Source organism: Streptomyces sp. NPDC050263 (genome assembly GCF_040655955.1).
Classification (GTDB): domain Bacteria; phylum Actinomycetota; class Actinomycetes; order Streptomycetales; family Streptomycetaceae; genus Streptomyces.
The window spans coordinates 1-23,190 of record NZ_JBFAKW010000016.1; the positions used below are offsets into that span (position 1 = coordinate 1).

At 73.4% G+C, this 23,190-nt stretch carries 22 protein-coding genes; 13 read left to right on the forward strand and 9 right to left on the reverse strand.

The window, feature by feature from the left end; translation table 11 throughout:
• Nucleotides 1-107: 107 nt before the first annotated feature.
• A complete protein-coding gene (locus tag AB0J04_RS10250; protein ID WP_363167921.1) occupies nucleotides 108-1,073 on the forward strand; it encodes a DUF1152 domain-containing protein in 966 nt (321 codons plus the stop codon).
• Here AB0J04_RS10250 and AB0J04_RS10255 read toward each other — a convergent pair.
• Both AB0J04_RS10255 and AB0J04_RS10260 read right to left on the reverse strand, forming a co-directional pair.
• Nucleotides 1,003-2,100, reverse strand: a complete 1,098-nt coding sequence (locus AB0J04_RS10255) for a hypothetical protein (RefSeq protein ID WP_363167922.1) — start codon at nucleotides 2,098-2,100, stop codon at nucleotides 1,003-1,005. The genes AB0J04_RS10250 and AB0J04_RS10255 overlap by 71 nt on opposite strands.
• Nucleotides 2,097-2,465 carry a PadR family transcriptional regulator gene (locus AB0J04_RS10260; RefSeq protein WP_363168013.1) on the reverse strand — a complete coding sequence of 123 codons (369 nt, stop codon included), beginning with the start codon at nucleotides 2,463-2,465 and terminating at the stop codon, nucleotides 2,097-2,099. Before AB0J04_RS10260 ends, AB0J04_RS10255 begins: the two co-directional genes overlap by 4 nt.
• A 93-nt stretch (nucleotides 2,466-2,558) precedes the next feature.
• Here AB0J04_RS10260 and AB0J04_RS10265 point away from each other — a divergent pair, with 93 nt between their 5' ends.
• Entirely contained in the window at nucleotides 2,559-4,151 is a 1,593-nt protein-coding gene (locus AB0J04_RS10265) for a serine hydrolase (RefSeq protein ID WP_363167923.1), read from the forward strand.
• A 35-nt stretch (nucleotides 4,152-4,186) separates the two neighbouring features.
• On the opposite strand, the gene AB0J04_RS10270 is transcribed toward AB0J04_RS10265, so the two are convergent.
• Nucleotides 4,187-5,860, reverse strand: a complete 1,674-nt coding sequence (locus tag AB0J04_RS10270; protein WP_363167924.1) for a serine/threonine-protein kinase — start codon at nucleotides 5,858-5,860, stop codon at nucleotides 4,187-4,189.
• A 203-nt stretch (nucleotides 5,861-6,063) separates the two neighbouring features.
• On the opposite strand from AB0J04_RS10270, the gene AB0J04_RS10275 reads away from it, so the two are divergent.
• Nucleotides 6,064-6,600, forward strand: coding sequence for a hypothetical protein (locus tag AB0J04_RS10275; RefSeq protein ID WP_363168014.1), 537 nt, complete (start codon nucleotides 6,064-6,066; stop codon nucleotides 6,598-6,600).
• Between the two features lie 21 nt (nucleotides 6,601-6,621).
• Here the strand turns inward: AB0J04_RS10275 and AB0J04_RS10280 are convergent, their stop codons facing one another.
• Nucleotides 6,622-7,110: a roadblock/LC7 domain-containing protein gene (locus tag AB0J04_RS10280; RefSeq protein WP_363167925.1), complete on the reverse strand. Its 489-nt coding sequence runs from the start codon at nucleotides 7,108-7,110 to the stop codon at nucleotides 6,622-6,624.
• A gap of 242 nt (nucleotides 7,111-7,352) precedes the next feature.
• On the opposite strand from AB0J04_RS10280, the gene AB0J04_RS10285 reads away from it, so the two are divergent.
• The 7 genes from AB0J04_RS10285 to tgmB all read left to right on the forward strand — a co-directional run bounded on the left by AB0J04_RS10285 (nucleotide 7,353) and on the right by tgmB (nucleotide 14,227).
• Entirely contained in the window at nucleotides 7,353-8,015 is a 663-nt protein-coding gene (locus tag AB0J04_RS10285) for a hypothetical protein (RefSeq protein WP_363167926.1), read from the forward strand.
• Between the two features lie 28 nt (nucleotides 8,016-8,043).
• Nucleotides 8,044-8,568 (forward strand): MFS transporter, encoded by a 525-nt coding sequence (locus tag AB0J04_RS10290; protein WP_363167927.1) that lies wholly within the window; start codon nucleotides 8,044-8,046, stop codon nucleotides 8,566-8,568.
• A 31-nt stretch (nucleotides 8,569-8,599) separates the two neighbouring features.
• Nucleotides 8,600-10,612, forward strand: a complete 2,013-nt coding sequence (locus AB0J04_RS10295) for a serine/threonine-protein kinase (protein WP_363167928.1) — start codon at nucleotides 8,600-8,602, stop codon at nucleotides 10,610-10,612.
• 331 nt (nucleotides 10,613-10,943) lie between these two features.
• A complete protein-coding gene (locus tag AB0J04_RS10300; protein ID WP_363167929.1) occupies nucleotides 10,944-12,206 on the forward strand; it encodes a hypothetical protein in 1,263 nt (420 codons plus the stop codon).
• A gap of 313 nt (nucleotides 12,207-12,519) precedes the next feature.
• Nucleotides 12,520-12,807: a YkvA family protein gene (locus tag AB0J04_RS10305; RefSeq protein WP_363167930.1), complete on the forward strand. Its 288-nt coding sequence runs from the start codon at nucleotides 12,520-12,522 to the stop codon at nucleotides 12,805-12,807.
• 225 nt (nucleotides 12,808-13,032) lie between these two features.
• Nucleotides 13,033-13,224 (forward strand): putative ATP-grasp-modified RiPP, encoded by a 192-nt coding sequence (tgmA, locus tag AB0J04_RS10310; RefSeq protein WP_363167931.1) that lies wholly within the window; start codon nucleotides 13,033-13,035, stop codon nucleotides 13,222-13,224.
• Nucleotides 13,225-13,240: 16 nt separating this feature from the next.
• Nucleotides 13,241-14,227, forward strand: a complete 987-nt coding sequence (tgmB, locus tag AB0J04_RS10315) for an ATP-grasp ribosomal peptide maturase (protein ID WP_363167932.1) — start codon at nucleotides 13,241-13,243, stop codon at nucleotides 14,225-14,227.
• Between the two features lie 22 nt (nucleotides 14,228-14,249).
• Here tgmB and AB0J04_RS10320 read toward each other — a convergent pair whose 3' ends face one another.
• From AB0J04_RS10320 to AB0J04_RS10330, 3 genes are all read right to left on the reverse strand, one after another.
• Nucleotides 14,250-14,513, reverse strand: a complete 264-nt coding sequence (locus tag AB0J04_RS10320) for a DUF5133 domain-containing protein (RefSeq protein WP_363167933.1) — start codon at nucleotides 14,511-14,513, stop codon at nucleotides 14,250-14,252.
• 117 nt (nucleotides 14,514-14,630) lie between these two features.
• Entirely contained in the window at nucleotides 14,631-16,400 is a 1,770-nt protein-coding gene (locus tag AB0J04_RS10325; protein ID WP_363167934.1) for an ABC transporter ATP-binding protein, read from the reverse strand.
• A 52-nt stretch (nucleotides 16,401-16,452) separates the two neighbouring features.
• Nucleotides 16,453-17,313: an aldo/keto reductase gene (locus tag AB0J04_RS10330; RefSeq protein WP_363167935.1), complete on the reverse strand. Its 861-nt coding sequence runs from the start codon at nucleotides 17,311-17,313 to the stop codon at nucleotides 16,453-16,455.
• Between the two features lie 279 nt (nucleotides 17,314-17,592).
• On the opposite strand from AB0J04_RS10330, the gene AB0J04_RS10335 reads away from it, so the two are divergent.
• The 3 genes from AB0J04_RS10335 (at nucleotide 17,593) to AB0J04_RS10345 (ending at nucleotide 21,735) form a co-directional block, all read left to right on the forward strand.
• Nucleotides 17,593-19,326, forward strand: coding sequence for a helix-turn-helix domain-containing protein (locus AB0J04_RS10335; RefSeq protein WP_363167936.1), 1,734 nt, complete (start codon nucleotides 17,593-17,595; stop codon nucleotides 19,324-19,326).
• Between the two features lie 97 nt (nucleotides 19,327-19,423).
• A complete protein-coding gene (locus AB0J04_RS10340) occupies nucleotides 19,424-20,752 on the forward strand; it encodes a diaminopimelate decarboxylase (RefSeq protein ID WP_363168015.1) in 1,329 nt (442 codons plus the stop codon).
• A 92-nt stretch (nucleotides 20,753-20,844) separates the two neighbouring features.
• Nucleotides 20,845-21,735: a Gfo/Idh/MocA family oxidoreductase gene (locus tag AB0J04_RS10345; RefSeq protein WP_363167937.1), complete on the forward strand. Its 891-nt coding sequence runs from the start codon at nucleotides 20,845-20,847 to the stop codon at nucleotides 21,733-21,735.
• 1 nt (nucleotide 21,736) lies between these two features.
• Here the strand turns inward: AB0J04_RS10345 and AB0J04_RS10350 are convergent, their stop codons facing one another.
• Nucleotides 21,737-22,117 (reverse strand): hypothetical protein, encoded by a 381-nt coding sequence (locus AB0J04_RS10350; protein WP_363167938.1) that lies wholly within the window; start codon nucleotides 22,115-22,117, stop codon nucleotides 21,737-21,739.
• A gap of 21 nt (nucleotides 22,118-22,138) precedes the next feature.
• Complete coding sequence (locus tag AB0J04_RS10355; RefSeq protein ID WP_363167939.1) at nucleotides 22,139-23,029, reverse strand: GNAT family N-acetyltransferase; 891 nt, start codon at nucleotides 23,027-23,029, stop codon at nucleotides 22,139-22,141.
• Nucleotides 23,030-23,190: the final 161 nt, after the last annotated feature.

Here is a 23,190-nt window from a genome sequence, read left to right on the forward strand (position 1 = left end):
CCGGCCTCGTTTCCGACCGCACCGCCGAGCGGTGATCGCCCACCAGCCAACCCGCCAGGCCGGCACACCCCGACCTCAGTCGCGCACCACGTCGTTAGCTTCCCGGGGTGTTCTCTCTCCATGAGCCTCCCCTCTTCACCCGGCTGCGCGATGCGCGCCGGGTGCTTCTCGCGGGCGCGGGCGGCGGTTTCGACGTGTACGCCGGCCTTCCGTTGGCCCTCGCCCTGCGGGCGGCGGGCAAGGAAGTCCACCTGGCCAACCTCTCCTTCACCGACCTGTACGGCCTGCCCTCCGAGGTCTGGCTGGAGCCGGACGTCGCGGCCGTCGGGCCGGACACACCCGTGCGCGGCGACTACTTCCCCGAGCGCACGCTGGCCCGCTGGCTCGACCGGCACGGACTCCCCGCCACCGTGTACGCCTTCCCGCGCACCGGCGTGGCGCCGCTGCGGGCCGCCTACCGAGCGCTCGTCGACCGTCTCGGCGGGGTGGACGCCGTCGTCCTGGTGGACGGCGGCACGGACATCCTGATGCGGGGCGACGAGCACGGTCTGGGCACGCCCGAGGAGGACATGGCCAGCCTGGCGGCCGTACAGGCCCTCGACGACGTCCCGCAGCGGCTGGTGGCCTGCCTCGGCTTCGGCGTGGACGCCTACCACGGGGTGAACCACTCCCTCGTGCTGGAGAACCTGGCCGCGCTGGACCGCGAGGGCGCCTACCTCGGCGCGTTCTCCCTGCCCCGCGAGAGCACGGAGGGCGCCCTCTACCTCGACGCGGTCGCCGACGCCCAGGCGTCCACCCCCGGCCACCCGAGCATCGTCAACGGCTCGGTCGCGGCGTCCGTGCGCGGCGATTTCGGCGATGTGCGCTTCACCGAACGCACCCGCGACAGCGAGCTGTTCGTGAACCCGCTGATGGCGGTGTACTTCTGCGTCGACGCCGTGGGGCTGGCCCGCCGCAACCTCTATCTGGACCGCCTCGCGGACACCGTCCTCATGCGTCAGATCAGCACCCGCATCGAGGAGTTCCGGGAGGAGGTTCCGATCCTGCGCCGGCCGCGGGCGTTCCCGCACTGAGACCGGCCAGGTCCCGGCCGCCGACGACGGCCAGCGCCGCGGTCGACAGCAGGGCGGCCGCGGCCTGGGTCAGGAAGGCGGCCAGCGTCACCGCGGGGACCGGGACGTCGAGCCAGGAGTACAGGGCGGCCAGCCGAAGCGCGAGGACCAGCAGGCCGAGGACCGCGAGCGCCAGGGTGGCCTCCACGTTCCCGGCAGGGCGCCGGGCGCGCCGCACAAGCCGTCCGAGGGCCACGACGAGGAAGCAGGTCGCCGGCGCCCAGACCGGGTCGGCGGCCATCGGCACCAGCACGACCGAGGCGCCCATGACCACACAGCACGCCAGGTAGGCCAGGCCCGGTGGCAGTACGGGCAACTCGGCGGCGGGGGCGTCGCGGTGGTGGGCGGCGCACAGCCCCAGGGCCGTCAGCCAGGCGAAGACCACGCAGACCGAGGCGTACGGCGAATCCGGCAGGAAGGCGTCGGTCACCAACGGCGCCAGGAACGGCCACAGGCTGGGCAGCGCGGCGAGGAGCGCGCCGGCCTGCGCGAGGCGGCGACGGCCGTGCAGGAGCGCGAAGTAGGCGACCGTCCACAGCAGGGGCAGCACCCAGATCGCCCCGGCGGCGATCCCCTGCACGGCCCCGTGGCCGGTGAATCCGGACCGGAACAGCTGCCACTGCGCGGGCCCGCCGGTCGACGCCCAGGTCAGTTCCAGAGCCCGGTCGACGACCGCGGCGGCCGCCTGCAACAGGACGGCGAACAGCGCGAAGAGACGGACGGCCGAGCCGGCGAGCGCGTACCGGCGCGGCGCACCGCCCGCGGCGCCCAGCCGGGTGCGGACGCCGAGGGCGGCGATGCTGGCCACCTCGCCGAGCGTGGGGCGACTCTGGTCCTGGGTGTCCCGGTCGACGTCCCACAGGTAGACCTCGACCATCTCCTCCTCGCGCTCCCGGCGGTAGTAGGCGGGAAGCAGCCGCAGAACGGTGCGGTAGCGCGTTTCGAGGAGGGTCGCAGGGGCGCCGCCGGCCGCGTTGTCGGTCGTCATGCCATGCCTCCGGCGAGTCCGGGCCCGGTGGCGGGCGGAGTGACGGCTCCGGGGGCCCGACGGCCCTCGGCGAGGCGACGTCGGGCAGCACCGGCGCCCGCCGCCATCCGGTCGGCCTCCGCGCCCAGGGCCTGGACGCCCTCGTCGGTGACGCGGTAGTAGCGCCTGAGCCGGCCCTGCCGGACCTCCTCGCGGTCCAGGGCGATGAGTCCGTCGGCGGTGAGCCGGTCGAGCACGCCGTAGAGCGTGCCGACCCTCAACTGCACCTCGCCGTCAGAGAGTTCCGCTATCTCGCGCAGGATCCCGTACCCGTGCCGGGGCTGGTCGGCGAGGGCCGTCAGCACGAAGAAGGCGGCGCGCGTCATGCTAGTCGTTCCCATGGACTGAATATATCGGCTCCCGATATATTCTGCATAGCGAAACACGTCGGCAGGACGCCCTCCCGGGCGAGGCGTTGAATGGTGGGTATGGGTGTTCGACGCAGGAGGGCACACCACCGAGGGAAGGTCCGGGCGGCGGCCGTCGTCCTGGCGCCGCTCCTCGTCGTCCCGGGCGTACTCGCCGCCGCTCCCCCGCCCCAGCCGCCCCCGCAGCTGACGCAGTCGGAGGTGGACGCGGCCGTCGGCAAGCTCGATTCGATCGTGCGCGCAGGGATGGACCGCACCGGCGTGCCCGGGGTCGCGGTGGGCGTCGTGCACAAGGACAAGGTCGTCTACCTGAAGGGCTTCGGCTTCCGGCACGCGGGGCAGTCCGCACGGATCGACCCGGACACGGTGTTCGAACTGGCGTCGCTGTCCAAGCCGCTGACGTCGACCGTCATCGCCGGATCGGTCGGCGACAAGACCATCGACTGGGACGATCCGGTGGCCGGGCAGCTGCCCGGCTTCGCCCTCAAGGACCCCTGGGTCACGCGGCGGGTCACGGTGGCCGACCTGCTCTCGCACCGCAGCGGCCTGCCCGACCACGCGGGCGACCTGCTGGAGGACCTCGGCTACGACCGCACCTACATCCTGAACCACCTCCGGTACGAACCGCTGACCCCGTTCCGCGCCTCGTACGCCTACACCAACTACGGCCCGACGGCGGCTGGGCAGGCGGTCGCGGACGCCGAGGGCACGACCTGGGAGAAGCTCGCCGAGGACACCCTCTACAAGCCCGCCGGGATGGACTCCAGCAGCTACCTCTTCGCCGACTACGAGGCCGCGAAGAACCGGGCCGACGTACACGTCCGGGCGGCCGACGGCACCTGGAAGGCCCAGTTCGTGCGCGACGCCGACGCGCAGTCCCCGGCCGGCGGCGCCAGTTCCTCCGTCCGTGACATGTCCCGCTGGCTGCGCCTGCAACTGGCGAACGGCAAGCTCGACGGCGAGCAGATCATCCCGGCCGAGCAGCTCGAGCACACCCACGTCCCCGCGATCGTCTCCCAGCCCCCGCCCGCACCGGCGGGCCGCACGGGCTTCTACGGCCTCGGCTGGAACGTGAGCTACGACGACCTCGGCCGACTGCGACTGAGCCACTCGGGGGCCTTCGCACTCGGCGCGAACACCAACGTCACGATGCTCCCCGGCGAGGAACTGGGCATCGTGCTCCTCACCAACGGCATGCCCGTCGGCCTCGCCGACTCCATCGCGCAGAACTTCTTCGACACCGCCGAGCACGGGAAGCCCACGACCGACTGGCTCGACCTGATCGGGAAGGTCTACGCGCAGCAGGAGGAGGCGCAGCGCTCACCCACCGACTACGCCGAGCCGCCCGCCGACGCGGCAGCGGCCCGCCCCGACGCCGCCTACACCGGGACGTACGCCAACAGCTACTACGGTCCGCTGACGGTCTCCGTGTCGGGCGACCGACTGACCATGCGGCTGGGCCCGAAGCCGACGACGTTCCGGCTGACCCACTACGACGGGAACACGTTCAGCTTCGCGACCGTCGGCGAGAACGCCGTCGGGCTGTCCGGCGTCACCTTCCAGGGCGACCGGGACGGCAAGGCCGCCCGGGTGACCGTGGAGGCGTTCGACGAGAACGGGCTCGGCACCTTCACCCGCGGCTAGGACCGGCTAGGACCTGTCCGGGCCGCCGGTCACGCTCAGCCGTCGTCGCGCGGGTGGGTCTCTATCACCCGACCGTGCACGTCGGCCTCGATCCAGGCGCTGCCGTAGTCGTCGGACATGTAGACGCTCATCGACGGATCACTGTCGAAGACGGTGGAGGCCGGGCTGATCGACAGGTAGCGGGCCGTGGGATCCGCGATGTTGAGGGTGCTGTCGGCCTTGGCCAGCAGCGCGGGCACGGCGTCCCAGTCGTAGATGCCGAGGTCGACGGGGACCGCTCCCGTCATGATCGTGCCGCCCGGACCGTCCTTCACCGCCACCTCCCCGCCCCGGTAGGTGTACCGGTCGTAGAGCTTGGGGTGGCCGACGACCGGGACGTTGGCCATGGCGTACTCCCCGTACACGACGAAGCTGGTGACCTTCGTCGTGCCCATGGCCGCGGTCAGTTTCGCGACGGCCCGTTTGACGCCGTCCGCGTTGAGCAGGTCGGCCTTCTCCGCGGAGACGCCGTCGGAAGAGGCCCCGGACGAGCCGGACGTCGCCTTCGCGCCCGATGACACCGAGGCGCTCGCCGTGCTGCCGCTGCCACTGCTCTTGTCGTCGGTCCTCGTCTGCGAGAGCAGCGACCACGCCAGGGTCCCCGTCAGGGCTGTGGCGACGACGGCTCCGGTGACGGCCATGACCCGGGCCCGGCGCGCTCGGGGCGGGTCGCCCGCGTTCGGGGCGGTCGCGAGGTAGGGATGCGGGGCGGGCGTCACGTCGGCGACGGCTGCGGCCGCGGGCGGGGAGAGCGGGTAGGAGGTCGGCATCGGCGCGTGCCCGGCGGTCGCCGACGACGGCTGCGAGGACTGCGGCTGGGGCTGGGGGGCGCCGTCGATCACGGCCGCGAGCATCCGGTCGACCTCCGCCGCGTCGGGGCGGGCGAGCGGGTCCCGGACGAGCAGTGCCGTGAGGACGCCGGTCAGGGGTCCGGCGCGGCGCGGCGCGGGAACGTCCTCGCCGAGCACGGCGGCCAGCGTGGCGAGCGTGCTCTCCCGGCGCAGCGGATGGCGGCCCTCCACGGCGACGTACAGCAGCATCGCCAGCGACCAGAGGTCGGCGGCGGGACCGCCCTCCTTGCCCCTGACCCGCTCCGGGGCCATGAAGTCGGGCGAGCCGATGACGGCGCCGGTGGCGGTGAGGCTCGCGGACTCCCGGATGGCGGCGATGCCGAAGTCGGTGAGCACGGGCCGCCCGTCGGGGCGCAGCAGGACGTTGGCGGGTTTCACATCGCGGTGCTCGATGCCGACGGCGTGCGCGGCGCGCAGTGCGAACAGCACCTCGCGCCCCAGCCGTGCGGCCTCCACCGGCGTCATCGGCCCCTGCTGGAGCCGGTCCTGGAGCGAGCCGCCCTCGACCAGCTCCATCACGATCCACGGATACGTGTGCTCGCCGCCGTCGACGATGTGATGGATCGTGACGACGTTCGGGTGGTGGACGCGCGCCAGCGCGCGGGCCTCCCGCAGGACGCGCTCGCGCAGTGTGCGGGCGCCCTCGGGGTCGTATTCGGCCAGCGCCGGATCCGGAGGGCGCACCTCCTTCACGGCCACGTCCCGGTGCAGGGCCAGATCGCGGGCCCGCCACACCAGGCCCATGCCTCCGCCGCCCAGTCGCTTCACCAGTTCGAAGCGGCCGTCGACGACGCGTCTGTGGGGTCCCCCTGTGCTCATGGGAGGGAGCTTAGGGGTACCGACCGACAGTCGGTGTGTCGGCCAGAGGGAGCACATCGCGAATGGTCCGCGAAGCCACGGGCATGCTGTGAACGAGGTCACATCCGGAGGGCCGTACCGGGACACCCCGGACCGCCCCCTCAGGCTCCCCACTCACTCGCCGCCCTCCCCTCCGCCCACGAAGGACATGTGCTTTGGCTCTTATGTACCCCGACGCCCCCTCGGCCCGCCGACCGGGCCGCTGCTGGACGATCCGTGTGGTCGGGCACCGGGACCGCACCGCCTCGGTCACCTGCTCCTCGGCGTGCGCGATGCCGCCGCGCTCCCGGGACCTCACGGCCGTGCGCCGCTTCGCGGTGGCCCATGCGGCCGCGCACGCCAAGGCGGCGGCGGTGCATCCCGACGCCGCCTGCTGGTGCCGCCGCCAGCGCTGCGCGCTGCACGAGGGCACGCGGGTCGCCTGCGCGGGCGCGGTCGTCCTCGTCCTGCGGCACGACCCGGCGGTCGGCCAGGTGTGGACGCTCAGCGAGGTCTGCTCGGCGTGCGCCTCGTCGCTCCCCCACGCACGCGTGCTGAGCCGCCCGGCTCCGCCGCGGCCCCGGGTCGCGGAAGCGACGCCCCCGGCCCCGCGGCCGCCGCGCCTCGTCCCCGGCGGCTTCAGCGCGCCCTCGGCGAAGGCGAAGGCGAAGGCGAAGGCGGAAGCGGCGGTGGAGGCGGAGGTGGAGGACGGCGCGGCGTGACGGGCGCGGGGCGCCGCTGGTTCAGCGCTCGCGCCGGGACTGCGGCGGGATCCGGATGGGCAGCGCGCCGAGCAGCCGTTCGCGGGCCGGCGGTGCCGCGGGCTCGCCGTCGGCGACGGCGGGCCGGTCGGCCGTGAACCGGGCGGCCGCCACCAGTTCGGCGATGCGCGCGCCGCTGCGCCGCCCCTCCAGGTGCAGCCGGCCGACGTTGGCCCGGTCGTCGGCGAGCAGTGTCAGGACGGCGTTCGGCCCGGCCGCGTAGGTCGCCAGGTAGCCGTCGGCCCCGCGCACCAGCAGTTCGCGGAACTCGCCGCGGGCCGCGAGGTCGACCATGCGACTGCCGACGCCGAGGGCCGCAGCGGTGAGCGCGGCCAGCCCCTCCGGCTGTACGTCCGGCATGTCCTGGGCGAGGACCAGACCGTCCACGCTGGCCGCCAGCGCCCCCGTCAACTGCGGCATGCGGGCGCGCAGCCGGTGCAGTTCGTGCAGAACCTCGGCCTCGACGGCCATGACCGGTGTCCCTTCGGCGCGTTGTCGTGCCTCCATGGCCGAGGCTACGGAAAACAGCCGCCGGAATCCATGACTTTGGCATTTTCCAACGGAACATGCTGCACAGCGCATCGTGATCTCAACATGCCTGCGAGCAAGGCGAGTTGAGGGTTGCGTGACCGCTGCGGACGTCCCATGCCGGCCGCATGACCGAGGCCGGGGGCCACGAGATGCGATACGGACGCGGTATACGAGTCGCCGTCTTGCTGAGTGTGCTGACGCTGACGGCCGCCTGCTCGAACGGCGACGACGGCAAGGACGCGGCAGGTGTCACGTCGGCGCCCGAGACCTCGAGCAGCCCGAGCCCGTCCGAGTCTGCGTACTACGACGGCGACGACAACGTGCTGACGGCCAAGGACGACTGCTACGGACCCCCGACAGGTGACCAGCAAGGGAATGCCGTGGAGATGCCCTGCGACGACCCGGACGCCGTCGGCAAGGTCATCAAGCGCGTCGAGGAGGAAATGGGGATGGCCTCCTACGCCGACTGCCCCGACTCCACGGACGACGTGCTGTGCATCACCGGCGAACCCGGATGGGAGATCGCGGGCTCGCGCGACTACGTCAAGTACGCGAGCGGTGTGGGCTACGCCTGTGTGCGCACCCTCAAGGCCCCGCACCCCGGCGAACCGGGCGGCGGCATGGACATCGACGTCGGCGACTGCCTGGAGGCCTCGGACACGGGAGAGAAGTACGAGGATGTCCCCTGCGAAGGGGAGGTCGTCCCCGACGGCAAGGTCGTCGACATGACGGATGCGGACGGCAGGTGTCCGCGTACGGACGACATCGTGGTGAGGGAGGACTCGCTCGGCAGCGTCATCCTCGGCGTTCGCAAGTACTGCGTGCGGGCCTGCACGCAACCGTGAGAACGCCTGACGTACGCCGGTGCCGAGCATGTATCAGACCATGCTGTTGGTCTTCCTGGAACGGGAGTTGGGGCTCGAGGCCTTCGGCATCGGCCTCGTGCTGTCGGGAATGGGCTGTGGCGCCCTGCTGGGCGCCCTGTCGGCGACCGGGATCTCGCGGCGGGTCGGCCACGGTCCGGTCATCTGGCTCGCGCCGCTGGTCACCTGTCCGCCGACCGCCCTGATGCCGTTGGCGCGACCCGGCTGGAGCGTGTGCGTCGCGGCGATCGGACTCGCGGTGCTCTCCCTGGGCGGAGTCGTCCGCGTCGTGGCCCAGTCGAGCGTCCAACTGGCCCTCACGCCGGATCGACTCCTGGGCCGGATGAGCGCGACGGCCCGCTGCGTGTCCTGGGGCGGCCTTCCGCTGGGCGCGCTCCTGGGCGGAGCCTCGGGCTCGGTGTTCGGCGCGACAGCCACCCTGTGGATCGGCGCGGCCGGCATGACGCTGAGCTTCCTCCCGAACTCCCTGTCACCGCTGCGCACCATGCGCGCATTGCCCGCCGACGAGGCATGAACGGCGCGGTGTTGTGCGAAGATCCGGTGCCATGCGTCCACTGGTGCCTGATGACCCGTCGCACATCGGCGCGTACCGGCTGCTCGGGCGGCTCGGGGCCGGCGGGATGGGGCGGGTGTATCTCGGGCGGGCCCCGGGCGGGCGGATCGTCGCGGTCAAGCTGGTCCACGCGGAACTGGCGCGGCAGACGGAGTTCCGGGAGCGCTTCGCGCGGGAGGTGACGGCCGCGCGGCGGGTCGGCGGGGAGTGGACCGCGGCCGTGCTGGACGCCGACACCGACGCCGAGGTGCCGTGGGTGGCGACCGGGTACGTGGCCGGGCCCTCGCTGGAGTCGGTCGTGAGCGAGGGGTACGGGCCGTTGCCGCCCGCCTCCGCACGCGCCCTCGCCCACCGACTCGCCCTCGCGCTGGCCTCGATCCACGACGCGGGCCTGGTGCACCGCGACCTCAAGCCCTCCAACATCCTGCTCACGGTCGACGGACCGCGAGTCATCGACTTCGGCATCGCACGCGCCCTGGACACCGTCACCGGCGGCGGGCTCACCCGGACCGGCGCGCTGATCGGGTCGCCCGGGTTCATGTCGCCGGAGCAGGTCCGGGGCGAGCGCGTCACCAAGGCCTCCGATGTCTTCGCCCTCGGCTCCGTGCTGGCTTACGCGGCGACCGGCCGCATGCCCTTCGGCAGCTCCGAGATCGGACTGCACGCCGTGATGTACCGCATCGCTCAGGACGAACCCGACCTGAGCGAGCTGCCCGAGGAACTCGTCGCGCTGGTCCGCGACTGCCTGGCCAAGGAACCGGGCGAACGCCCCGCTGTGAAAGACATCGTCGAGCGCACCCGTGCCGCCGATACATCGGATGCCTCCGACACGGCCTGGTTGCCCGGCGGCCTGCTCGCCGACCTCGGCAGTCACGCGTTACGGCTGCTGGACACCGACGGACCGGAGCCGACGGTCGTCGACACCCCCGCCCCGCCGCCATCCGCTCCCGCCCCGCCGCCGCCCGCACCCGAACCGTCGGCATCCGCGCCCGGACCGGCCGTCGCCGCCGATGACGCCGAGGGCAAGCCGCCCAAGGTGCGGCGGCGCATCGCCGTCCTCGGCGCCGTGTCGGCGTTGCTCGCGGTGGCGGTCGTGTTCGCCGTGCTGCGGCCCGGCAAAGGCTCCGGGGACGACCAGCAGGGGGCCGAGGGCCCCACCGGCAGGGCGACGACGACCGGGGCGGCGTCCGCGTCCGGCTCCTCCACGCCCTCCTCCTCGTCCTCGGCCTCCGTCTCCCCGTCCGCCTCTCTTTCCCCTTCCTCCTCCGTCCCGGGGGCCGCCGGGGCCGAGCGGATGCCGGAGTCGCTGGTGGGGGCCTGGGAGGGGAAGGTGAAGACCGACGACGGGATGGCCCGCGCACCGCGCGTCCGGATCGAGCTGAAGGCGGGCACGCGGGGGCAGCCGCTCGCGGTCTACACCCGGCTCGGCTACTTCTCCCGCTGCGAGGCACGCAGTCCGCTCCGCTCCGTCGACGGCGACTCGATCACGCTGGGCGAGGCGCGCTGGGTCGACGAGCAGACGGTCGAGGGCGAGAACCGGGAGGAGTGCGGGGCGCCGCCGTCCGGGCAGACGGTGAAGCTGCGGTCCGAGGGCGCCGTCGACTGGTCCGGCGGCGGCGGCAGCCTCGAACTGGCCCGGGCCGCGAGCGGCTCGGCGGCCGTCCCCGAGGAGTACGTCGGCAAGTGGGAGTTCGTCGACCTGGAGAACAACCGCACCGGCGAGTTCCTCACCATCGCGCAGGGCCCGGCCGGCGGCCCGCTCATCACCGTGGGCGGCTGGGCCGGCTGCGAGTACGTCCAGACCCTGACCACCATCGACGACGGTCTCGGCTACGGTCCGGCGCAGCTCAGTCTCGACGACGACAGCGAGGGCGCCGACGCCTGCGAGCGAGGGGCGAACGGCAGCTCGGTCATCGAGCCGTCCGCCGACGGCGGTCTCCTGCTGTGGCAGATGTACGACCTCGGCAGCGAACCGGGCACGCTCGTGCGCGCCCGCTCGTCGTGACCGGGCGCGCGCGGACAGGGCCCGCCCCGACGCGGATGGTGGGCGAGCCCTGTCCGCCGGTCCGATTCTCGGATCCCGGCGCCCGGCGGGCCCATGGGTGCGGGCCCGTCGACGGTCGTGAACGGCGCGCACCCCGTACGGGCGACGCGCACCCCGTACGGGGTCCCGCGGATCCGGACGCGTGGCCCGCCTCGCACCGGGGAAGGCGCACTCCGACAGGGTGCTTTCGGCATCCGCGCCGCCGACCCGCTTGATCGCACACGCGCCGCGGCGAGCGATACTGGCGTTCGTACCTCGCCGCCATGTCGTCGCCGCCCTCACGAATGGACTCATGCACATCTCCGCGACCGTTCCGTCCACGGCTCCCGCCACGGTGTGGCAGTCCCGTGGCCGCCACACCGGCCCCACCGCGCCGGCCGTCCTGCGCAAGAACCTCCAGGCCCTCAAGGACGCCGAGACCGTCCAGGACTTCAAGGAGCTGCCCGACACCGACACGCCCGAGGGGCCGACGGCCTTCGAGGCCCGGTGGCTGGTGGCGGACGACGTGACCGTCCGGGCCCGCCTGACCCTCGCCGAATGGTCGGGCCAGGGCCAGGAATGGACGCTGACGGCGGAGGCCGAGCAGCCCTGGGACCTGCGCTGGCCGTCGCCCGCCGGCATGTTCTGGCCCTGGGAGGCGGACGCCGCGTGGGGGCACGAGACCGTCACCGGTGAGCGCTACCTCGACACCAACCCGCTCCCCGCGGACGAGAAGGAGCTGCGGCGCACGCTCCGCAACGCCCTGCGCGACACCTGGACCGTCCATGTCGTCGTCCACGAGGCCATGACGCCGAACGAGCGGGGCCGGCGGTCGATGGTCCCGCTGCTGCCGCCCGGTCTGCATCACCGGGTCGTCGAGCACCGGGCGGCCCCGCACCAGCTGCGCACCGTGAACTGGGCTCTCAAGGATTCCGGGGTGGAGGTGCCGCGCGGCGGTGCGCTGGTGCTGCCCGGCGTGCCGGCTCCGGCCGACTACGTCGTCGCCGACTTCTCGGTGCGCAGCGTGTTCCTGGACGGCACGCATCCCACCGAAGTACTGGACGCGGTACGCCGCTTCGCCGCCCTGCCCAGGCCGCTGCCGGAGGGCGCCGAGGCCGCGCTCACCGCACTGCGCGAGCAGTGGCAGCTGCTGACCCTGGAGGAGGAGCTGGCGCGCGAGCGCAAGCTGGTGGTGATGTACAAGGAGGCGCTGGAGGCGATGACGGAGTCCCGGGATCTGTACCGGGAGGCCGCCGAGCACGCCCATGAGGCGCTGGCCGCGTACCGGGAGGCGGCCGCCGAGGCCGGTGAGGTCCGGCAGCCGCCGGCCAGGAAGAGCGGCTCGCCGTTCCAGCAGCTGGGCCGGACCCTGGAGCGGCTCAAGGAGACGACCATGGGACTGCGCCCCGCGCCCACGTCGTCCCCCGCCGCTCCTCCGGTCGACCCGCCGACCGACCTGCCGGAGCACACGGGCACCACCCACGGCGCCACCCACGGCACCGCAGACGGCACCGCAGACGGCACCGCAGACGGCACCGCAGACGGCGCCGCCGAGCCGAAGCCGACCGAACGGTAGACCCCCCGGCGGCCCGCAGACACGCTGTCTGCGGCTGCTGAGCCGGCGTCGATCCGAGGCCGTCAGCACCATCGCCGTCCACGAGAGCACCGCGTCGGACGACTCCGGTACGGCCGGTGCCGGGGACCGGGGGTGACGAGCCGGGCGACGTCGTCCAGCGGCCACTCGGACGCGGCACCCGGGTGAGATCCCGCCCGTGACGCGTCCGATGCGGTAATCCCGTCGGAAACGGGAATTCGGAACCCTGAAGCGGGGAAATCGTCAGGGAGACAAACAGGGCAGACGCCGCGCGACGGACCATACGGGAGGGCCCGTGGATGCGCCAACCACGCTCGTCGTCGTCGCGGTGGCGATCGCCGCCGTCCTGTTCGCCGTGGCCGCCGCGGTGCTGGTGCGTCTGGTCCGGGCCCGCCGCGGCCTCAGACGGGCGGGGCTGCCCACCGGCCCGCGCTGGGTGTTCTGGGGGGCGGTCGCGTACTTCGTGCTCCCGGCCGACGCACTGCCCGACCCGGTCTATCTGGACGACATCGGCGTCCTCCTGCTGGCGCTGCGCTCCCTGCGCCGAGCACCCGAGAACACCCCGACAGAAGCTCCCGACTGACGTTCTCCGAAGCGTATTTCAACCATCCCCGAGCCCGATCTCCCCTGCTCCGAGCCCTGGTCGAGGCCCAACTCCCCGATGATCACGGAGAGTAAGGAAACCAACCACCCGTTCGATTCGTATAAGTGACTGAAGGACGCACACATCCAGCAGCACTGAAGCGGGCCCGAGTGACGTCGCACAGCGGCACCGCTTGATCGAGGCAGTACCGACGAGGGAGAGACGATGCAACCGTTCACGCTCAACTACACACGCCCTGCGGCCGAGTTGGAGTTCGCCACTCCGTACGCCTATGACCCCGGACTGCAGTTGAACGTGACTCTCGACGGCCGGATCGCCGCTCGTGATCACGCTCTGCTGAGAGAACTCGGGACCACGACCTCGACTGCGGGCTCCAAGACCCACTTCGACGACTGAACACGGACCGACAAAAATGACCGTGCTCATTCTGACCTGTGAAGAGGACGTCACGGCGGACATGGTGGTCGTGCACCTGAACGCCGCGGGCGTCCCCGTCGTCCGGCTCGATCCCGCCGACCTGACCTGTTCCGTCGCGCTCTCCGGCGAGTACGTGCACGGTGCCTTCCGGGGCCACCTGTCGTCCGCCGGGCGGCTGGTGAGCCTCGACGGGGTCAGGTCCGTGTGGGTCCGCCGGCCCGGCTCCCCCGCGGCCAAGGCGCCCGAACCGTCCGCGTGGCTCACGGAGGAGGCCTCGCAGGCGCTGTACGGCATGCTCCGCGGTACGGACGCGCGCTGGATGAACCACCCGGACGCGTCACTGCGGGCCCGGCACAAGCCCTGGCAGCTGCGGCTCGCGCAGCGCAGCGGGCTGCCCGTGCCGGCCACGCTCATCACCACGTTCCCGCAGGCGGCCCGCGAGTTCGCGGACCGCTACCCGGATCTGGTGGTCAAGCCGGTGTCCGGGGCGCATCCGCAGGATCCGCCCCGTGCCGTGCCCACCACCCGGGTCCCGGCGGGCGCCGACTTCGCCGCCGTCGCCTACGGTCCGACGCTGCTCCAGCGCCGGGTGGCCAAGCGGGCGGACATCCGGCTGACCGCGGTCGGCGACCGGCTCCTGGCCGCCCGCAAGGAGACGGCCCCCGGAAGCGACCCGGAGGTGGTGGACGTGCGCTTCGCGCCGTCCACCGCACCGTGGCGCCCCGCCGACGTCCCGCCGCGTCTCGGCGAGGCCGTGCGGAGGTATCTGCGGGAGGCCGAACTGGCCTACGGCGCCTTCGACTTCGCGGAGGACGCCGACGGGACGTGGTGGTTCCTGGAGTGCAACCAGTCCGGGCAGTTCGGCTTCGTCGAGGTGGACACCGGCCAGCCGGTCGCCCGCACCATCGCGGAGTGGCTGGCCGGGTCGCCCCCGGAGCGGGCCGCCCGGCGAACCGACCGGTGCGGCTCGGCCGCCGGCTGAGGCGCCGGGCTCCTGGCCGTCCTCAGACGGCCAGGGACAGTCCGCTCTCCGCGTCCCTCGCGGGCTTCGAGTCCCTCGCGGGCGTGATGGCCGACGACTCGAGCAGGACGTCCGCCGCGGCGACCGCCTCCCGGACGTCGGCCGTGCCCATGAGCACGCACAAGGTGTAGGTCACGTCCTGGAGTTCACGAGCCGTCTGCGGCCGCTCCCTCTCCGACTGAGCGATCTTCAGCGTCGCGTACCGGGTCAGCAACGTCCTGGCGACCTTCGGGTCCGGAACGATCACGAGCGCCCCTCTCTGTGGTTTTGCGCTGCGTGTGCCCGGACCTGGGCGAATCATGCGCGTCGGGCGGACTTGTCACCCGCCGGGGTCATGATCAGGCCACGTGGAGCGGGCGGGCCGTCACGCGACCTGCCCGCTGTGCAGATCCGTGTACGCGCCGCCGCGCCCCAGGAGTTCGTCGTGCGTGCCGGTCTCCAGGATCCGGCCCTCCCCCATCACCACGATCCGGTCCGCGCCGCGCACGGTGGAGAGGCGGTGTGCCACCACGAAGGTGGTGCGGCCGTGCAGCAGCCGGGCGAGGGCCTGTTGGACGAGCGCCTCGGACCGGGTGTCGAGCGCGGACGTCGCCTCGTCCAGGACCAGCACCTTCGGGTCCCGGATCAGGGCGCGGGCGATGGCGAGGCGCTGCTTCTGCCCGCCCGACAGCCGGGCCCCGCGCTCGCCGACGAGGGTGTTCAGACCGTCCAGGAGCCGCTCGACGAACTCCAGCGCGTTGGCGTCGCGCAGGGCCGCGCGGACCCTCTCCTCGTCGGCCTCGTCCTCCATGCCGTAGGCGACGTTCTCGCGGATCGTGCCGTCGAAGAGGATCGACTCCTGCGGCACCACCGACACGAACCGCCGGTAGGTGCGCAGATCGAGGGTGTTCATGTCGGTTCCGTCGAGCAGCACCCGGCCCGAAGTCGGCCGGATGAAGCCGATGACGAGGTTGAGGACCGTGGACTTGCCCGCGCCGGACGCCCCGACGAGGGCGACGGTCTCGCCCGGTGCGGCCGAGAGGGTGAAGTCGCGCACCGCCGGACTGCCGTCGTCGTAGGCGTAGTCGACGTCCTCGAAGCTCACGGACCCGTGCAGCGCGGTGAGTTCGGTTTTGCCCGCGTTGTCCTCCAGCTCGGGCGCCTGGAGGACCTCGCCGACCGAACGCACCGACTCCAGGCCCTTGGTGATGACCGGGGCCAGCCCGGTCAGGGTGGTGGTGGAGTTGGTGAGGGTGGTCAGAAAGGCGCTGAGCATCACGACGTCGCCGGCGGTGACGCCCCAGAGGCCGTGGTAGGAGATCAGCGCGGCGCCGGTGAGGACGAGCACGCCGATCACGTTGAGCAGCACCCAGGCCAGCGAGCCGAACCGGCCGTTGAGCAGGTCGAGGCGCATGCCGGAGGTGAGGAGCCGGCTGAGGGCGCCGTCCATGCGGCGCAGCGCCTTGCGCTCCAGGCCGTGGGCGCGGGTGACCGGAATGAGCCGGGTCATCTCGGTGACGCGGGAGGAGAGGGTCTCCACCTCGTGCCGGAAGTCCTCGTTGTGGGTGCGCAGCCGGGCCCGCAGGCGGTCCACGAGCAGGGCGGCGGCGGGCACCACGACGAGGAAGACGGGCACGAACTCCGGGGTGCGCCAGGCGATGATGACGAGGCCGCCGGTGAGCACGGTCAGCGCGCCGAGGCCCTGTTCGGCGGTCTGCTGCACCATCTGCTCCACGGTCTCGACGTCCCGCACCACCTTGGCCTGGAGCACTCCGGCGCTGACCCGGGAGTGGTAGCCGATGGACAGCTGCTGCATCCGGGTGCAGAGCGCGGAGCGCACGGTGGTGCCCATGCGGCGGACGCTGCCGTAGAGCAGGCGGACGTAGAGGAGGTGCAGGGGGTAGTTGACCAGCAGGATGAACAGGATGATCCCGGTGCTGGTCCAGAGCCGGCCGATCGGCTGGTGCTCGACGACGGTGTCGATGATGGACGCGGTGATCAGCGGCAGCAGCCAGACCGGGCTGTGCTTGACCGTGAACACGCCGGCCGCGGCGGCGAGGCTGCGGCGGTCGGCGCGCAGGAGGTAGCCGAGGGTGCGGATGGGGTGCTCGCCCCGGTAACGGTGGTCGAGCGGTCCTTCGTGCGACGACGCCATGAACGTCGGTCCTCTCGATCGGTCCTCTCGTGCGGCCCGTTCCTCGGGCGGGTCAGCCGGCGGCGTCCAGTTCCGCGAGTTCCTCGGCCGTGAGGCGGAGTTCCGTCGCGGCGAGGGAGTCGAGGACGGTCTCCGGGCGGCTGGCTCCCGGGATCGGCGCCACGACCGGCGACTTGGCGAGCATCCAGGCCAGGCAGACGCGCTGCGGGCTGACCCCGTGGGCCTCGGCGACATGGGCGAACGGCGCGTAGGAGGAGCCCAGTTCCCGGGCGCGGGCGATGCCGCCGAGCGGGCTCCACGGCAGGAACGCGATGCCGAGCTCGTCGCACAGGCGCAGTTCGGGCTCGCTGGAGCGGAAGGCCGGGGAGAACTGGTTCTGCACGGCGACGAGCCGGCCGCCGAGGATCTCGTTCGCCTGCCTGATCTGCTGGGGGTTCGCGTTGGAGATGCCGGCCGCGCGGATCTTGCCCTCGTCCAGCAGGTCGCGCACCGCGCCGACGGACTCCGCGTACGGGATCCGCGGGTCGGGGCGGTGGAACTGGTACAGGTCGATCGCCTCCACGCCGAGCCGGCGCAGCGAGGCCTCGCAGGCCGCCTTGAGGTGCTCGGGGCTGCCGTCCAGGGTCCAACTGCCGTCGCCGGGGCGCAGATGGCCGCCCTTGGTGGCGACCAGGACCTTCCCGCCCCGGTCGTGGGCGGCGAGGGCCTTGGCGATCAGGGTCTCGTTGTGGCCGACCTCGTCGGCGCCGAGGTGGTAGGCGTCCGCGGTGTCGATGAGCGTGACGCCGGCGTCCAGCGCGGCGTGGATCGTGGCCAGGGAGCGGGCTTCGTCCGGGCGCCCTTCGATCGACATGGGCATGGCGCCCAGACCGATCGCGCTGATGTCCTGGTCACCGATGCGGCGGGTCTGCATGGGCTCGCGACCTCTTTCGGGGTTCGGATGATGCGGGTGGGCATGGGGAAGTCCGGTGCACCGGGAGGTGATCGCGGCGCACCGGACGTCCTCCAGCGTGACCCCGCCCTCGGCCGCGGGTCCAATGCGAGAAAGCGAACGCATTCAGCAGCACGGCCGCTCAATCGCCGGAATCGCCCGAAGCGCCCGAATCGCCTGCGGGCGGCGCGTGGCCGACGCCTATCGTCGGTGGGGATCCCACGAGGTGGGCCGTGCGGGCGAGGGCGGGAGCGTCGGTCGATGCACGAGGAGGAACCGGGCCCGGTACCGAGCCCCCGGGAGGCCGCCGTGACGCTGCGGGCCCTGCTGGGCTTCGAGGACGGCGACGCGGTGCGGCTGCTGTGCGCCCCGGCCGCGCCCGACACCGTCGTACGGCGGATCGCCGTCGGCCTGGACGACCTGGCAGGCCGGGACGACCCGGGTCCGCGCCAGGGCGTCCTGTTGCTGGCCGTGGGCGCCGCCCCGGACGCCGGGACCGTGCGGGAGGCCGCCCTGCGGGGCGCCTGCGCGGTCGTCCTGGGCGGCCCGGGCGAGGAGTTCACCGATGCCGTGGGGGACGCGGTCGCGGCGGCCCGGGAGACCGGCGTCGCCCTGCTCGCCCGCGCCGGGGGCGCCGACTGGGCGGAGGCCGCCGCGCTGCTCAGGTCGGCGCTGTCGTATGTGCGGGTCGGCCGGGCGGACGACGCCGACGACGCCGACGCGCTCCGGGGCCCGGAGACGGCGCCCTCGCTCGCCGTCCTGGCGGCCCGGGTCGCGGCGTACGTGAAGGGGTCGATCACGATCGAGGACACGCGGCTGCGCGTGCTGGCCCACTCCGCCACCGGTCCCGGCGCGGACCCGTTGCGCCGGACCGTCATCCTCGGCGGCCGGGTTCCCGACTGGCGGGTCGCCGAGCTGCGGCGGAGCGGCCTTCTGCGCGCCCTGTGGACCTCGGACGACGTCATCCACCGGCCCGCCGACGGCGACGGCCCGGAGCGGCTGGTCGTCGCCGTGCGCAGCGGGCGGGAGCTCCTCGGCTCGATCTGGGCCGCCGCGGACGGCGCCGCGCTGGCCCCGGACGCCGCCCGGTACCTGCGGACGGCCGCCGGGCTGGCCGCACCGCTCCTGGTGCGCGAGCGGCTGCGCGAGAGCGGCACGGCGCACCGCCGGGAGGCGGCGCTGCGCGGTCTGCTGCACGGCCTCGGGGACGGGCGCACGCACGCCTGGTCGCTGGGGCTGGCCCCGGACGCCCCGTGCGCGGTGGCGGTGGCCGAGCGGCACCCCGGCGGCGGGACCGACGACCGGACCCTGGACGTCCTGGCTCTGGAGATCGCGGCGCACCGCCCCGGGACCGGGATCCTGCGGGACGGCGACCGGCTCACGCTGCTGCTCACCGGGGACGCCTCGGACGCCTCGGCGGCGGAGCACGAGGCCGCCGTGCTGGGCGTCGTGCGCGACCTCGACGCGGCCGTCTCCTCGCTGCCGGGCCCGCCGGCGGTGTGGCTGGGGGCCGGTCCGGTCGTCACCCCGGAGCGGGCCGAGCGGTCCCACGAGCGGGCGGTGCTCGTGGTGCGGGCGCTGCGGGAGCGGGAGGCCCGGGCGGCGGCGGCCGGACGGCCCCGGCCCGCGCGGTACGCCGACGCGGCCGGGGCGGGCGCGTCGCTGGAGGTGTTGCGGATCCTGGACGCGGCGCGTCCGGTGTGGGAGTCGGGCGACGGGCCGGTCCACGAGCTGATCCGCACGGATCTCGCGGCGGGCGGGGAGCTCGTGCGGACCCTGGCGGCGTATTTCGACGCCGGGGGCGACGTCCCGGAGGCGGCCCGTCGCCTGGTCGTGCACGCCAACACGCTCCGCTACCGCCTGGGCCGGGTCCGGGCGCGGTACGGGGTGGACCTGGACGACCCCGACACCCGGCTGCTGCTGACCCTCGCGGCGCGGTTGTGCGCGGACACAAGGGTTCCGGTCGTCTTTGTGCGGCCCCCCGAAGACGAATGACGGGCGGGGGGCGAGTCTGGAAGTGTCACCGTCCGAAGGAGAAGACGACGTGAACCGTCAGACCGACGCCTCGCCCGTCACACCCGCCTCGCCCGTCATGCCCGCCTCGCCCGTCGCACTCGCCGTCCGTCAGGCCGTCGCGGACGGGCTGATCGGGGAGGACCGGCCGGTCGCCGGGTTCCTCGACGTGCGGGGCGTGCGCGACACCGTCGCCGGACTGCACGCCGCGTTCGCGCAGGTGCCGGACGTCCTGCACACCTTCGCCGCCAAGGCCTGTTCGCTGGTGCCCGTGCTGCGGCTGCTCGCCGACGCCGGGATGGGCTGCGAGGTGGCCAGCCCCGGCGAGCTGCGGCTGGCGCTGGACGCGGGGTTCGCCCCGGCGCGCATCGTGCTGGACTCGCCCGCCAAGACCCGCGGGGAGCTCCGCGAGGCCCTCGCCCTGGGCGTCGCGCTCAACGCGGACAACCTCGACGAGCTCGACCGGATCGACGCCCTGCGCCCCGCGGACTGCGCCTCCGTGCTCGGACTGCGGGTCAATCCCCAGGTCGGCGGCGGGTCCATCGGGGCGATGAGCACAGCCACGGCGACCTCCAAGTTCGGCGTGGCCCTGCGCGATCCGGGGGCCCGCACCCGGGTCGTCGAGGCCTTCGCGCGGCGCCCGTGGCTGACCCGGCTGCACGCGCACGTGGGCTCGCAGGGCTGCCCGCTGTCCCTGATCGCGGAGGGCCTCGCGGCGACGCACCGGCTCGCCGAGGAGATCAACGCCCACGTCGGCCGCCGTCAGGTGACCAGCCTCGACCTGGGCGGCGGGCTGCCGGTGAACTTCGCCGACGACACGGTCACGCCGACCTACGCCGACTATGTCGCCGCGCTCACGGCTGCGGAGCCGGCGCTGCTGGACGGCCGCTACCAGGTGGTCACCGAGTTCGGCCGCTCGCTGATCGCCAAGAACGGCTTCACGGCGGCCCTCGTCGAGTACGTGAAGGACGCGGGCGGCCGCCGGGTCGCGCTCACGCACGCGGGCGGGCAGGTGGCCACCCGTACCGTGTTCATGCCGCAGGCGTGGCCGCTGCGGGTGTCCGCGTTCGGCCCGGACGGCACGCCCAAGCGGACGCCTCTCGTACGGCAGGACGTCGCCGGGCCGCTCTGCTTCGCCGGGGACGTCGTGGCGCACGAGAGGCCGCTGCCGGAGCTCGCCGAGGGGGATCTGGTCGTGCTCCACGACACGGGCGGCTACTACTTCTCGGCGCACTGGTCGTACAACAGCCTGCCGAGGCCCGCCGTGTACGGCTATCTGCTGGACGCCGGGCACGTCGCGTTCGCCACGGTCCGGCCCGCGCAGACGGTGCGGGAGATCTCCGCGGAGAGCGGCCTGGCCCAGGCGGACGCCCTGCTCACGGGCTTCACCGCAGCGGCCCGCCGCTGAGACGGGGCTGTCCAGGGCGGCGCTGTCTGTGCGAGGCTCGCTCACGGCAGAGATCACTTGAGTGTTGGACAGCAGCAGGGAGAGTCAGCGGTATGCGCATCGGTCTGCTCGGCACCGGCCCTTGGGCGCAGATGGTCCACGCGCCCGTCCTCGCCGCCCACGACAAGCTCGACTTCGTCGGTGTCTGGGGTCGGCGCCCGGAGGCCGCGAAGGAACTGGCCGACCGCCACGGCACCCGGGCCTACGACGACGTCGACGCCCTGCTGGCGGACGTGGACGCGGTGGCCGTCGCCCTGCCGCCGGACGTCCAGGCGCAGCTCGCGGTCCGGGCCGCCGGGGCAGGCTGTCATCTCCTGCTGGACAAGCCCGTCGCGGCGACGGTGGAGGGGGCGCGGGCCGTGGTGACGGCGGCTCGGGAGGCCAAGGTCGCCTCGGCCGTCTTCTTCACCACCCGGTACGTCGCCGAGCCCAGCGCCTGGATCACCGAACAGGCGGCCGCCGGAGGGTGGTTCACGGGACACGCCCAGTGGCTCGGGGACGTCTTCCACAGCGAGGGCGACAGCCCGTTCGCCACGCCCTGGCGCGGCGAGAAGGGCGCCCTGTGGGACGTCGGTCCGCACGCGCTGTCCGTGCTGCTGCCGGTCCTCGGCGACGTCCGCCGGGTGGCGGCCGCGGCCCAGGGCCCCGGCGACACCGTCCACCTCGTGCTGGACCATGCCGCCGGCGCCTCCAGCACGCTGACGCTCAGTCTGACGGCCCCGCCCGCGGCGACGGGCTCGAGCCTCGAACTGCGCGGAACGGCCGGGGTGACCCGGCTTCCCCAGGGCACCGGAGACGCCCACAGCGCCCTGACCCGGGCCGTGGACGAGCTGCTCGCCGCGGCCCGCGCCGGCCGGCCCCACCCCTGCGACGCGGCTTTCGGTCTGCGCGTGACGGAGATACTGGCCGAGGCGGAGGCGCTGTTGGAGGGCGAGACGCGCTGACTCAGTCCGCCGCGTCCGCCCTTTCCTCCGCTTCGTCCGCGTCCGCCGCTGCCTCCGTCTCCTCCGCGAACGGCTCGTCGCTCCACCGGAACCAGGCCTCGTCCCCCTCGATGTGCAGGAGGAACTCCGGGACGGGCCCGCGGGGCGAGATCAGCGCCACCCGGCGGCGTATCTCGGACTGGAGGACTTCCCACTGCGCCCAGTCCTCGGCCTCCATGAGCGCCAGGTCGCGGGTGAAGAGGGGCTCGACGGCGGCGTACGCCGGACGGGCGGTGAAGCGTCCCGACAGCCAGGGGAAGTCGGCCTCGGCGACGACGATCTCGCCGAGGTCCTCCCCGCCGGCGGGACCGCGCACCGTCCAGACCTCGCCGTCGAACCCCATCACGCCTCCGTCACCCGCCGGTCACCCGGCGAACTCGAAATTGACCCGTTCCCGGACGACCGGGTAGCCGGCCTTGGCGAAGTGGGCCGCCATCGGGAAGTTGCCCTGGTCGGTCGCGGCGGCGATGAACTCGGCGCCGCGCTCGACGAGGTAGTGGGTGCACTCGGCGAGCAGGTCGTAGGCGTAGCCGTGGCCCCGCTGTGCCGGCAGGACGCCGATGAACCCGATGCAGGGGCCGGAGGGGTTGTGCGCCGGAATGTGGATGCCGGCCAGGTCGCCGTCCGGGGTGCGGGCGACCTGCCACCACTCGCGCGGGGACGGGCACCAGCGGAAGAAGTCCATCTCCTCCTGGGCGGCCTGGTCGAGGCCGCCCTCCTTGATGGCCTTGCGGGCGTGGGCGTCGAGGGTGTCGGAGTGGATGCGGCGCAGGGCGTCGAAGAAGACCGCGTCGTCGGGTTCGGAAGAGAAGGTCAGCCGGCCCGGGCGCGCGGGCAGGCCGCACTCCGGGGTCCAGCGGTACACGAAGCGTTCCACCAGCGGGGTGTGGCCGGCCGCGCGGGCGGCGGCGTGCCGGGCCTCGGCGGCGGCTCGCAGGGCGGGGTCGTCGCGCCAGCCGCCGGGCATGACCAGCTCCAGGCCGACCTGCCAGGGCGCGGTGCGCAGGAGTTCGGCGCCCGCCTCCTCCTCGCCGTCGGCGAAGTCGAACCACTCGACGACGAGGGGTTCGGCGTCGTCGGGACCGCCCCACCACACGGCGCGGGCGACGACCCGGCCGTCGCGCAGGGCGACGCGCTTCCACTGCGGGCGGTAGGCGATCTTGCCGAACGCCTCGACGGCGCGCAGCGGGTCGGGCAGGGTGTCGAACAGATGGACGTCGCTCTCGTCGAGAGCGCGGATGACCAGATCGGTCATGGATTCCTCCGGGATGCGTACAGCTCGGGTGCGCTCCCGGGCCGTCGGGCACAGAGATCGGACACAGAGGTCGGACTCAGTGGTCAGACGGGACACGCCGGGGCCACGGGGTGGGAGCGCGGAATGGGTGTGAACTTCATGGCGCTCGCCTCCTTCCGTGG